Raw genomic sequence first — 11,951 nt, 5'->3', positions numbered from 1 at the left:
GACGACTGCGGCCACCGACCCGAGAGGGTCGGTGGCCGCAGTCGTCTGAGCGGTCGTGGGTGCCGGTTCTAGGTCAGCCGGGCTTCGCAGATGTCGGCGGCCGCCGCGACGGCCTTGTCGGCGGGCGTCATCCGGCGGGCGAGAGCAGCAGCGGCCGAACGGGTTCCGTCGTCGAACAGGACCGCGAGACCCGCGCGCGCGTCGTCGTCGGTGAAACTCGACAGCCGGACGGCCGCCCCGACGCCCAGGGCACGGACCCGTTCACCCCAGAACGGCTGATCGGCGGTGACCGCGCAAACCAGGGTGGGGAGGCCGGCCCGCAGACTCGCCGCGGTGGTGCCGGCGCCGCCGTGATGGACTGCGGCCGCGCATCGCGGCAGGACCGACGCGTGGTCGACACCCGCGACGTAGAACACGTCCGGGTCGTCGGGATCGACTCCGGTCGGATCTCCCATGGCGATGAGGCAGCGCACCCCCTGGGCACGGGCGGCTGTCCGCCAGCGGGCGATCAGAGCCTCCGGGTCGAGGATCGGCATGCTGCCGAACGTCACGAACAGCGGAGCTTCGCCGGCGGCCAGCCATCGGCCGAGATCGGTTGCCCCGGCGTCGATCTCGGAGATACCCGCCCGGCTTCCCGCGGGCAGGTCGAAGAATCCGACGACGGGTTTGCGATCGTCCCACTCCGCGGCGAGGCCCGGAACCATCTCCGCATCGTAGGCCTGGATCTGGGGGATCCCGGAGGCGTTCAGCCGCACCGGCAGCGGTCGCCGAGCCCGGTCGAGCCCGAGCCGGCGCCGGAACCGATTCTCGTTCCACCCCGTCGCGGCCCAGGTCAACCGGTCGGCGAGGCGCCAGGAGCGCCGCTTCGAGTCCGGCGACCAGCTGTCGGTGAGTCCCGGTACGGCGCCGAGGAGTCCATTCTCCGACATCGGGCCGTATCTCAGCACGGTCAGCGGGATGCCCAGATGTTCGGCGACCGCCAGCCCGCGGTCCTGGCACAGCGGCGCGACGACGAGGAGGTCGGTGTCGCGCAGCGGCGCCGTACCCGCGATGAAGAGTCGCTCGAGGGCGGCGTCCAGGGCGTCGAATCCGCCGCGGACCGTCCGCAGCGCAAACGCCATCCGCGCCAATGGGTTACGACTGTTGCGCGCCGACCGCGCGTCCTCCGACGACCACGCGGTGTCGGAGTCCAGACCGATCTCGTGGACGTCGCGGACGCCGGTGGCCCGCGCGAGGCCGGCCAGGTTCGGCGGGACGAGGGCGCTCACGCGGTGGCCGCGCACCTGGAGTTCGAGGGCGAGGCAGATACCGGGCTGGATGTCGCCCCGGCTGCCGTACAGAACGATCGCGATGTGTGCCGACGTCACCAGAATCGATGTCCGATCCGCCAGGCGGTCAACTCGTCGGCGATCAGTGTGCGCAGCCGGACGGGATCGCCGAAATCGTCGGGGTCGATGCCGAAGAAGGTGAGCGTGACGGTGTCGCCGTAGGTGACCGCCCAGGCGGCGACCGCCGGGCCGCGTTCGCGCCGCTCCTGGGCGGGCATCCCCTGCATCACCGCGCGGATGGCGAACCGGGACGCGGTGTGACCGCCGATCCGCATCGCCGAGTCGGGCGTGGCCCCGAGATTCGACACGGTGGTGTCGGGTCCGGGGATTCCGCGCATCAACCGACCGATGAGTCGTCTCGGCAGAATGCGCACGATCGGCTGCAGGTTGTCGGCGGCCTGATCGGCCCCGGACTCGGCGTAGTCGACGAAGGCCCGTTTGCTCGATGACCGGATGGCGGTGAGGTCGGTGTCCGGTTCGACGGGGTCGGCAAGGCGGATCCACACCCCGCCCGACGCATTGGCGCGGTTGTCGTCGTCGCCGTCCCGCTTGCTGACCGCGATGCACACCTTCATCGGACCGTCGAGCGGGCGACCCGAACGGTGCACGACACCGGCGAGCAAAGCGGTGAACAGGGAGTTGCCGGTACCGCCGTGCTCGGTGGCGCGCGCGGCCCATTCGGTTGCCGAGACGTCGACCGTCGCCAGCGTCGTGTCCGGCTCGGGCGCGGACCGTGGTCTCGCCGGACGCGTGGTACGCGACGATCCCGGCGCGGATCGGGTGTCGGCGGACCCGGTGTCGGTGCCTCGCGCCGCCCGGGCCTCGCGGATCAGGATTCGCGCTGATCGGGCGGCTGCGCGCACCGACTCGGCGGCGTCGGCGGCGTCGGCGCGGACCGCCTCCCAAGAGTGTCCGCTGACGGGAGCGGGCAGACCGGCGGTGCGGCCCGCCGCGGCGTCGGCCACCAGCCGGTAGAGGCCGTGACCGTCGGTGATCATGTGGGAGGCGAGCAGGGACACCGCGCGCCCGCCGCCGCGGATCCGGGCCGAGTCGAGCTGCCAACCGGTTCCCCGCACGGGATCGAGACGGCTCGCGCGGAGGACGGCGTCGGCCCACTCCCCGACGGCGTCGGCCTCGACGACCGCCACCGGCCCGGGTCGGACCGGCATCGTCGATCGCACCCAGCGGTGCCGGGCGAACGGGACCCGACGGCGCGACACCGCACGATGCAGCGGCCCGGCCGCGAGTCCGGCGCACAACGACTCGATCGCCGCGTCCCCCGGGTCGTCGTCGAAGACCCAGGTGATCTGGATGGGCGCACCCATCCCGAACAGTTCCGCGACGAGCAGGTACGACTCGTCGGGGCCGGTCACGCGGAGTACCTCGGCGGGACGGGTGTCGGTTGCCGTTGCCGTCACGTGTGCTCCTCAGCTTCACGAGGTGTCATGATCACCAGATCTCATGGGGCAGACCCCAGGCCGTCAGTTCCCGGTCGAGCAGGTCCGCGACCACGGCATCGGAGGGAAAACTCGTCTCGTCGCAACCGAGCACGGTGAAGGTCACCTGATCACGGGTGCGGACCAGCCACGACTGGACGCCGTCACCGAAGCGTTGGCCGACCGAGGCGTCGACGCCCTGAGCCATGCCGCGGAATGCGACCTTCCGCGCCGACCGCCCGCCGAGCACCGTCGCCTCCGGGGGGATGTCGCCGAGGTTGGAGATCACCGCGTCGGGGATCCCGTTGCCCGCGCTGACCAGTTTCACGATGACCGCGGGCGGCAGGAACCAGGCCAACGGCCGCAGGTGGATGTGCGGTGCCCGGCGACCCTCCGACAGTCGGACGAAAGCCGCCYTGCACGCCGCCCGGATGCCGCCGAGATCGCCACCGGCGACCGGCTCGTCGGTGAGGYACACCGACACACCGGCGATCGGGTTGGACCGGGTGTCCGCCTCGCTCTCACGACGGTCGACGGGGACCCCGACCTTGATCGGATTCGGCAGCGGCGCATGGCCACTGGAACGCAGCAGGCCGCTGACCACCGCGATGAACAGCGTGTTCGCGGTGCCGTCGTGGTCGGCGGCGACCCGGTCGAAGTCCGTCGCGGGGACCGTCGCGGTCGCCCAGGTGAAGTCGGCGGCCGGCGACCGTTCGGCTATCGGCGCGCGGACCGGACGCGGGTCGGGTTCGGGGCCACCGGCCTTGCGCTGCTCGAGTGCCGCCCGCACGAGCCCGGCGAGGACCGCGCCGGCCTGCGACCCGGCGTCGGCGAGGTCGCCGATCCGCTGCCGCCGCCACGAGACCGGCGGACGCGTCGTCGCCGCAAGATCGGCCCCGGACGCCCGGTCCGCGTCGCGAGCCAGTGGCACCTCCGACGCCGAGGCGGCCTCGGCGGCCGCCGCGAGCATGCCGCGACCGTCGGTGACGACGTGCAGGGCACAGAGGGACACCACCGTTCCACCCGACGCGGTGGGCGCCGACCGCAGGCGCCAGCACCGCCCGCCCTCGGCGTCGAGGGGAACCGAGGACATCTCGGCGGTCGCCCAGTCGTCGATCTTCGCCTCCGGCACCGGTCGGCTGTCGGCGGCCAGCCCGGGTGCGTCGGGCGCGGCAATCCACCGCGGGCGGGCTCCGACGACATCCGGTACGACGAGCATGCGGTTGAGGCGCCCTCGCGCGAACGCGGCGTTCATCGCGGTCAGCGTCTCGATCGAGACCTCCTCGTCGAACACCCACACGAGCTGGAGCACCACCGACCAGCCGAGTGCCGGCGTGACGAACCAGAACGGGGCGTCCTCGGAGGTCAGGCGCTCGCCTCGGATCGCCGCCCGCTCGTCGCGGAGCCGGGCTGCGAGGCCACGCAGACCCGGTGCCCGCCCGGCGTCGGGTTGTTCGGCCATGGGCGACTTCGTCGTCGTCATACGTCCACCTTCGTTGCGCTGTGACTGTGTGGTCCCTGTGGGAGCCGTGGCCCCGTGCTCGAGCTTGTCACCGAACGCTCGATCTCGCGCACGGCGTCCCCGAGCGCCACATCCTCGGCCACCAGGGCGTCGCGGAGCCGTCCGGACCGCTCGGCGGCTGCGGGATCGAGCATCGACGCGACGGCGTCGGTCAACCGGTCCACGTCCAGGTCCCGTCCCGCGCGGGCCATCGGCATCGCCACGCCGACCCCCAGGCGTTCGAGTTCGGCGCCCCAGAACGGCTGATCCGCGCCGTACCAGCAGACGACCGACGGCCGGCCCGCGCGCAGAACGGCCGCCGTGGTTCCGGCGCCGCCGTGGTGGACCACCACCGCGCATCGGCCGAAGACCGTGCGGTGATCGACCTGGGACTCGATCCGCACCGCCTCGGATGCGATCTCGGCCCGGACCTCGGCGTCCAGTTCGGTCCAGCCGGCGCACACCAGGACTCGTCGACCGAGCCGCCGACCGAGTTCGGTGACGACGCGTAAGGTGGCCGCCTCTCCCCGCAGCGGCATGCTCCCGAATCCGACATAGATCGGGGCGTCCCCGGCGTCGAGCCAGGACGTGAGCGCGTCGGACCCGGCGACGGGCTGGTCTGCCGGCGATCCGAGGAAACCGACCGTCGGACGACGACGAACCGCGGAGTCGGCGGTCCATCTGCGTTCGTGCTCTACGCCGAACATCGGGTCGTAGGCCTGCAATTCGAGGCCGGGCGCTGCCCGCAGTCGGGCGGCGTAGGAAGCCGACGACCCGGGCGACCCGAGGTGCATGCGCAGCCGGCGCTCACGCCGTCGGGTGAGGACGGCGAACGCGGCGTCGTAGGCGGCCCATTGCGTCCGGACGGCACGCGGTCCGCCCGGGAGGTGACCGGGCACCGGTGCGACCCGACTGTTACGCCGCACCGGCGCGTGATGAAGGGAGATCAGGGGGACGCCGGCGGACTCGGCGAAGGCGAGAGCGGGCTGTTCGGTGATCAATCCCGTGACGATGACATCGGCAGCGTCGACGACCTCGGCCATGTCGGAGACGAGCTGGTCCCACCCGGCGTTCCGGAGCGACAGCAGCACGCGCAGCCGTCGCAGCGGATGACGGCCGGCCTGCTTCCGGGCTCGCGCCACCGACTCGAGGTGGGCCCGGGTGTCCACGCCGAGACGCACGACCTCGAGCCCGGTGATGCCGTCTGCCCAATCCAGAGCCGGCCCGATCATGTTGGGCGGCACCCCGAGACGGACGTCGTGTCCGCGCCGCGCGAGCGCGCAGGCCAGCACCGTCGCCGGTTGGACGTCCCCGCGGGTTCCGTTGATCACGAACGAGATCCTCATGCCGACCGCCCGGTGATCCCGGCCCCCGGCCGGGTGGTGATCCCGGTCTCCGGCCGCGCGCCGCGGTGGCCGACCGTGTTTAGAATCGGTCCCGATCCGCCACCGCCGGGCACGGGTCGCCCATCCGACCGCACCCAGACGTGAGGGGTTCGACGTTGAGGTTCGTGATCGCAGTCAACGGCAGTCGCGGCGATGCCCAGCCGGCCGTCGCCCTGGCCGCCGAGCTCGTGGGCCGGGGCCATACGGCGACTCTCGCGCTGCCACCCGACCTGGTCGACTTCGGCAGCGGCGCAGGGGTTCCCACCGAGTCGTACGGGTCGAGCACCCGTGCCCTGCTCGACTCGGAGATGGTCCGGGAGGACATGCGGTCGAAGAACCCCCGGACCCGGTTGCGTGCGGTGTCGGCGATGTCGGTGCGGGACGGCCGGGCGATGCAGCAGCGGTTGCTCGAACTCGCCGACGGCGCGGATGCGATCATCGCGAGCAGCGCCGGTCAGGAACGCGCCCACAATGTCTCGGCGGTCCTCGGCATCCCCCACATCCCGTTGCACTACTGCCCCATCCGGCGCAACAGCTCGGTGTCGTTGCTCGCGCACCTGGGCATCGACGCCCCGGCGATCGTCAACGACCTGAGCTGGCGCGTCGCCGAACGCGCCCTGTGGCTCGCCACCCGCTCGGCGGAGACCACGCTGCGGGCCGATCTCGGACTGTCGCCGCTGAACCACCCGTATTCCGAACTCATCGGCCGTACCGGCGTTCCCGAGATCCAGGCCTACGATCCGGCTCTCTTCGACGGACTCGCGACCCAGTGGGGCCGGCGCCGGCCGCTGGTCGGGTTCTTCACCCTTGCGGCCGCGCAACGCGCCGGGGTGGGCGACGCCGGACTCGACGGGGCCTCGGGAGCGGGGACGCTGGCCGACTGGCTCGACGCCGGCGACGCCCCGGTGTACGTCGGCTTCGGCAGCATGCTGCCCGCCGACCCCGACGGTCTGGCCGATGCATTCCGGACCGCAGCGCGGCGACTCGGGATCCGCCTGCTGGTGTCGGGCGGCTGGAGCGGTTTCATGTCGACCGAATCCGGCTCTGCCACATCCGAATCCGAAGCATCGGGACTCACGGATGCGATCCGCGTCGTCGGACACGTCGATCACGACACCGTGCTGCCGCGGTGTCGGGCCGCGGTCCACCACGGCGGCGCGGGTTCGGTGGCCGCCGGGTTGCGTGCCGGCCTGCCGACGCTGATCACGTGGGTCGGCGCCGATCAGCCGATCTGGGGCCGGGCGGTGAGCAAGGCCGCTGTCGGGGCCACGCTGCCGATGGCGCGGGTGACAGCGGAGTCGCTGATCGGCGCCCTCGACACGATCCTGGACACCGAGGTCCGGGGACGGTCCGCCGAGCTCCGCAGTCGGCTCATCGCCCCCGACGAGGCCGTACACGCGGCGGCCGACATCGTCGAGGACACGATGCTTGTCACGACGGTGCGCGGCGCCGGCTGATCCCGGAACGCCGACCGACCGCCCGACCCTATGGGAGGACTCGATCGGAACCACCGCCCCGCAACAGGTTTCGCGGGTCGACACGCCCGGTCCGGGAGTCGTAGGACCGCAACACGACGAGTCGTAGCGCATGCGCGACCGTGATTGCGGGCACGTACACCGCCGCCGAACCCGCTGCCAACCCGAAGCGACGGTGCAGCAGGAACGTGCGCGGCAGGAAACTCATGTAGCGGACGAACGGCACCATGCCGGTCTCCATCCGGCGCGGTGACACCCCGACGGTCAGCGAGCGGAGAAACGCGTTCCGACCCCCGGCGTCACCGACACACAGTCCCATGTCGACGTCTTCGAAGATGTTGCGGCGCATGCTGACACGGTCCCGGATCCGCACCCAGGTCGCACGGCGCAGCACCATGTTCGAGCCGTACAGGACAGGCACCTCGGACACGGACTGCTCGCCCCGCAACCTGTTCAGCGGGTGCAGCCGGGTCTTCCACCGGTCCAACCTGCCGGCGAGCGGCACGTCGTAGGCCTCCCCTCGCCCGCACAGGGCCGCCCAGTCACCGCGGACATCCGCGGTGAAGAACTCCACGATCGTCCGCGCCCAGTCCGGCGGCACCCGGGTGTCGGCGTCGATGCGGGCGATGAGATCACCGGTCGCGGCGTCGAGTCCGGTGTTGCGCGCGTAGACCAACCCCTGTCGTACTTCGTCGATCACCCGGACACGGGGATCAGCCGAACACCAGGCATCGATCACCGCCCGGCCGCCGTCGGTCGAGTTGTTGTCCACCACCACGATCTCGGTGATCTGGTCGAACTGTGCGGCCAGGCGGGTCAGGCAGTCGCCGATCGTGTCCTCCTCGTCGAAGACCGGGACGACCACCGAGAAGGTGAGCGGCGTGCCCATGATGGCTACTCCTTGCGCTGATCGGTTCGGTGCGGACACTCAGGTCCGCCGCATGTAGGTCCGCAGGGTCACCGGCACCACGACGGCGAGGACCGCCGCCGCGCCCACGAGCGTGTAGGCGATGTCGGTTCCCACGTCCTCGCCCGCGGCCAGTCCGCGCGCCGCCGTGACGAGATGGGAGACCGGATTCGCCGACGCACAGGCCTGCATCCACCCGGGCATGGTGTCGATCGGGACGAGGGCGTTCGACACGAAGGTGATCGGCATCAGCACGAGCATCGAGACGCCCTGGACGGTCGACGCCTTGTCGAGCAGGACGCCGAGCAGCGCGAAGATCCAGCTCAGCGAGAATGCCACCACCACGATCAGGACGCAGGCGACCGCGACCCCCACGGGGCTCGCCGGCCGGTACCCCATGATCACCCCGACGCAGACCGTGATGGCCGAGGCCACCACATACCGCAACGTGTTGGCCACCAGTGCGCCGGCCAGCGGCGCGATGCGCGCGATCGGCAGCGACTTGAACCGGTCGAACACCCCGCGATCGAGGTCCTCGCGCAGCTGGACGCCGGTGACCACCGACGCCGCGACACACACCTGGACCAGTACGCCGGGAATGAGCAGCGGCAGGTAGCCCACCACGTTCCCGGCGATCGCGCCGCCGAAGATCGAGGAGAACATGACCGTGAACACGATGGGAAGCACGATGACGTCGAACAGCTGCTGCGGGTTGTGTTTGATCTTCAGCAGGCCACGATGGGTCATGGTGAGTGACTGCATCACCGCGGCGGTCGGCCGAACCCGGTCGTGGGATTCGGCCGGGGCGTCGCCGGCGGCGAGTGCGCTCGGCTGCAGGGAACCGGTGGTCATGCGCGGGCTCCCGCCGAATCCGCCTGTGCCGCCATCGGTGCCGATCGCGTGGGGTCGCCCCCGTCGGTCAGCGCGAAGAACACCTCGTCGAGGGTCGGGCGCACGACGTTGACCGAGGTCAGCCCGAGCCCGCGCGCGCGGAGCGCACCGAGGATGTCGGCGAGGGGGTCGATGTCGGACATGGGCAGTACGAGGATGCCCTCGCCGCGCGCGATCGTTGCCTCGCCGTTCGCGGTGAACGGCGCGCACACCTCTGCCGCGGCGATCAGATCGTCCGCATCGGCCAATTCGAGTTTCACACTCATGTCGCCGACTCCGGCTTTCAATTCGTCGGCGGTCCCGTCGGCGACCACTCGGCCGCGATCCATGACCGCGATGTGATCGGCGAGTTCATCGGCCTCGTCGAGATATTGGGTGGTCAGCAATACGGTCGAACCGCGCGACACCATCTCACGAACCGTCTGCCACATCTGCGCCCGCGTCCGCGGGTCGAGTCCGGTGGTCGGCTCGTCGAGGAACAGCAAGCGAGGCCGGGTGATCAGCGAAGCCGCGAGATCGAGGCGCCGGCGCATCCCGCCGGAGAAGTGCCCCACCCGGCGGGTGGCGACCGCACCCAGCCCGAATTCCTCGAGCAGTTCGTCGGCACGGACCCGGGCGCGGCGGCGCGACGAACCGATCAGACGACCGAAGATCATCAGGTTCTCGCGGGCGGTGAGATCCTCGTCGACCGAGGCATACTGCCCCGTGACCCCGATCAGCGATCGAACCGCCGTCGCCTCCGCGACGACGTCGTGCCCGAAGATCCGGGCGCCCCCGGCATCCGGGCGCAGCAAGGTCGCGAGCATGCGCACGGTGGTGGTCTTGCCCGCACCGTTGGTTCCGAGCAGGGCGAACACCCCGCCCGCGGGTACGTGGAGGTCGACGGCGTCGACAGCACGCGTCCCGCCGTACTGCTTGGTCAGACCGTGGGCCTCGATGGCCGGGACGGTCGTGGACATGGCACCCCCGATGCGTGTATTCGACTTCGAGTGGGCCGCTCGCTCCGCTGCCGGCACCCTTCTCGGCCCACGGTAGGTGAGCTCTCCGGACGCCGCAACGTGACCTGTCCCGGCATACCGTGCTGCCCGCCAATGCATTTCGGCGCAACGCGGCCTGACCGCGCATTCCCTCCGATGCCACCCCTGTGCGGCAGCCGCTCGTCATGAGTTCTTTACATGAACGCTACGAAACGCCCTTGACCGCAAGGCCGAACACCCAATTCGGATCAAAAACCTCTGTCTCGCAGCGCGATTCCGACACCGACGGTGCGTCCGTGCACACCTGGACACCGTCCCCGTGATCAAGCTCACGGACTCCTGCCGCAGCACATGTCCGATGTGACCGCTTAGGCTCGGTTCAGACACAGGCGGCCGTGATGCGGTCCGTTCGACCGGAGAGACCTCCGGGACGTCGTCGGACAAGGTCGTGCGCGTGCATCGGGGTACGGGCGATTCCTGTTGTCTCAGATCAGAACTCATGGGCCGGGGGGCCATGCCGGCGAAGGCATGGCATGGCGTCGCGGCCCGAGAACGGATGACCGACGCATGGACGACCGCGAATGAAGTTCACCGAACTGTCCGACTATCCCGTCCCGCCCGGGACGGTGACGATCTGGACACCGACCACACGCGCGGATTCCGCGGGCTGGCACACCGATCCGCGACCGTTCACCTACGACCAGTCCGCCTCGATACGACGGTCGACCGCCTGCGACTCCGACGAGGCCTCCTGGCTCGGGGCGGTTTTCGAGATCGACGACGATCTCGACGACGAGCACTTCGATGCCTGCCTGCGCGGGTGGATCACCCGGCACGAAGCCCTCCGCTCGACCTCGGACCCGACGGCCGACGACCCGCACCGCGGCCGGCGTACCTACCGCGGAGCGCATCTCGGAGTCGACGCCGAGGCCGTCGGCGGATTCGACTCGGGGGACGACGTCCGCGAGCTGCTCACCGCGATCTTCGACACCAGGCTCGCGCCGACGCGGTGGCCGCACTGCATCGTGGCCACGATCGAGTCCGAGCGCGGCTTCACCGTCGCCTTCGCCGCCGACCACGTGGTGATGGATGCGTACTCGATCCTGTTGAGCATGAGCGAGATCCGCCGGCTCTACCTCTCCCCACGGCACGGCTCGTCCACCGAGATGGCGGAGGTCGGCAGCCACCTCGACTTCAGCGTCCACGATCGGGCGGTGGGACTCGGACTCACCGTCGATCACCCCGTCGTCGCACAATGGCGCGCCTTCCTGGACAGCTCCGCCGAGACCCCGGGCTTCGACCTCCCGCTGGTCCGTCCGCACCTGCAGACCCGGGACCGTGCGCGCACCCCGCGCCAGCGCGGCATCTCCGAGTATGTCGCCACCGACAACCAGGCGACCTTCATGACCTCGGCGGCGCGTGCGCGCGGACACGGTACCCAGACCGCGGTGTTCGCCGCCCTCGCGGTCACCCTCCGCGCACTCACCGGCCGGGACACGCTGCGGCTCACCATGCCGATGCACACCCGATCCGAGGCACGGTATGCCGGGTCGGTCGGCTGGTATGTCGGTCTGGCGCCGCTCGAGGTCGACCTCACCGCCGCCCACACGTTCGACGACGCCCTCGACGCGACCGCGGCCGCCATCGACGCCGTGCGCCATCTGCCGTCCTTCCCCTACCAGCGCATCGTCGAACTGCTCGGTACCGGCGGCGAACCCGAGTTCGTGGTGTCGTATCTCGACATCCGCCACGTCCCCGGGGCGGCCGAATGGGAGGCGGCCCGCGCGCAGATCCTGCGGGGCGGCTCACGGTCGGACCGCGAGGTCTACCTCTGGATCGCGCGTGTACCCGGCGGGATCACCCTGTCCGCCCGGCATCCCGGCCATGACCCCGCCGACGCGAGCATCCGCGACCTCCTCACGACCTACGCGACAGTGCTGCGAGCACTCGCCACCACCGGCACCGGACTGCCCCTGTCCTCCTACACCCACGCGAACTTCGCCGGCGCCACCGCGATCGACGGCGCCCGCCCCGCATGACCGACGAGAGGA

General features: G+C 70.9%; 9 protein-coding genes. 2 read left to right on the top strand and 7 right to left on the bottom strand.

Annotation, left to right across the window (positions count from 1 at the left end; genetic code table 11):
* Positions 1 to 68 precede the first annotated feature (68 nt).
* From A9310_RS24660 to A9310_RS24645, 4 genes are read right to left on the bottom strand one after another with little or no spacing between them, the layout of a single operon-like run.
* Positions 69 to 1,367 carry a glycosyltransferase gene (locus tag A9310_RS24660; RefSeq protein WP_065632826.1) on the bottom strand — a complete coding sequence of 433 codons (1,299 nt, stop codon included), beginning with the start codon at positions 1,365 to 1,367 and terminating at the stop codon, positions 69 to 71.
* On the bottom strand, positions 1,364 to 2,746 hold the full coding sequence (locus A9310_RS24655) for a hypothetical protein (protein WP_065632825.1): 1,383 nt from the start codon (positions 2,744 to 2,746) through the stop codon (positions 1,364 to 1,366). Before A9310_RS24655 ends, A9310_RS24660 begins: the two co-directional genes overlap by 4 nt.
* Positions 2,747 to 2,777: 31 nt before the next feature.
* Complete coding sequence (locus A9310_RS24650; RefSeq protein ID WP_065632824.1) at positions 2,778 to 4,247, bottom strand: hypothetical protein; 1,470 nt, start codon at positions 4,245 to 4,247, stop codon at positions 2,778 to 2,780.
* A complete protein-coding gene (locus A9310_RS24645; RefSeq protein ID WP_254661331.1) occupies positions 4,244 to 5,596 on the bottom strand; it encodes a glycosyltransferase in 1,353 nt (450 codons plus the stop codon). The genes A9310_RS24650 and A9310_RS24645 overlap by 4 nt, the downstream gene beginning before the upstream one ends.
* A 179-nt stretch (positions 5,597 to 5,775) precedes the next feature.
* Here A9310_RS24645 and A9310_RS24640 point away from each other — a divergent pair, with 179 nt between their 5' ends.
* Complete coding sequence (locus tag A9310_RS24640) at positions 5,776 to 7,107, top strand: glycosyltransferase (protein WP_223258810.1); 1,332 nt, start codon at positions 5,776 to 5,778, stop codon at positions 7,105 to 7,107.
* Between the two features lie 28 nt (positions 7,108 to 7,135).
* Here the strand turns inward: A9310_RS24640 and A9310_RS24635 are convergent, their stop codons facing one another.
* From A9310_RS24635 to A9310_RS24625, 3 genes are read right to left on the bottom strand one after another with little or no spacing between them, the layout of a single operon-like run.
* Positions 7,136 to 8,014 (bottom strand): glycosyltransferase family 2 protein, encoded by an 879-nt coding sequence (locus tag A9310_RS24635; protein WP_065632821.1) that lies wholly within the window; start codon positions 8,012 to 8,014, stop codon positions 7,136 to 7,138.
* 39 nt (positions 8,015 to 8,053) lie between these two features.
* Positions 8,054 to 8,884, bottom strand: coding sequence for an ABC transporter permease (locus tag A9310_RS24630; protein ID WP_065632820.1), 831 nt, complete (start codon positions 8,882 to 8,884; stop codon positions 8,054 to 8,056).
* Complete coding sequence (locus tag A9310_RS24625) at positions 8,881 to 9,882, bottom strand: ATP-binding cassette domain-containing protein (protein ID WP_065632819.1); 1,002 nt, start codon at positions 9,880 to 9,882, stop codon at positions 8,881 to 8,883. Before A9310_RS24625 ends, A9310_RS24630 begins: the two co-directional genes overlap by 4 nt.
* 599 nt (positions 9,883 to 10,481) lie before the next feature.
* On the opposite strand from A9310_RS24625, the gene A9310_RS24620 reads away from it, so the two are divergent.
* Positions 10,482 to 11,939: a condensation domain-containing protein gene (locus A9310_RS24620; protein ID WP_065632818.1), complete on the top strand. Its 1,458-nt coding sequence runs from the start codon at positions 10,482 to 10,484 to the stop codon at positions 11,937 to 11,939.
* The last annotated feature ends 12 nt before the right edge of the window (positions 11,940 to 11,951 follow it).

Origin of the sequence: Gordonia sp. UCD-TK1 (assembly GCF_001691435.1) — a bacterium.
GTDB classification, from domain to species: domain Bacteria; phylum Actinomycetota; class Actinomycetes; order Mycobacteriales; family Mycobacteriaceae; genus Gordonia; species Gordonia hongkongensis.
Note: the sequence above shows the minus strand (reverse complement) of the source record. Positions and strands in the feature narration are given on the sequence as shown.

Bases quoted from the DNA above. Each gene is read 5' to 3' on its own strand.
- A9310_RS24635 (WP_065632821.1), bottom strand. From the start codon at position 8,014: ATGGGCACGCCGCTCACCTTCTCGGTGGTCGTCCCGGTCTTCGACGAG.
- A9310_RS24630 (WP_065632820.1), bottom strand. From the start codon at position 8,884: ATGACCACCGGTTCCCTGCAGCCGAGCGCACTCGCCGCCGGCGACGCC.
- A9310_RS24625 (WP_065632819.1), bottom strand. From the start codon at position 9,882: ATGTCCACGACCGTCCCGGCCATCGAGGCCCACGGTCTGACCAAGCAG.
- A9310_RS24620 (WP_065632818.1), top strand. From the start codon at position 10,482: ATGAAGTTCACCGAACTGTCCGACTATCCCGTCCCGCCCGGGACGGTG.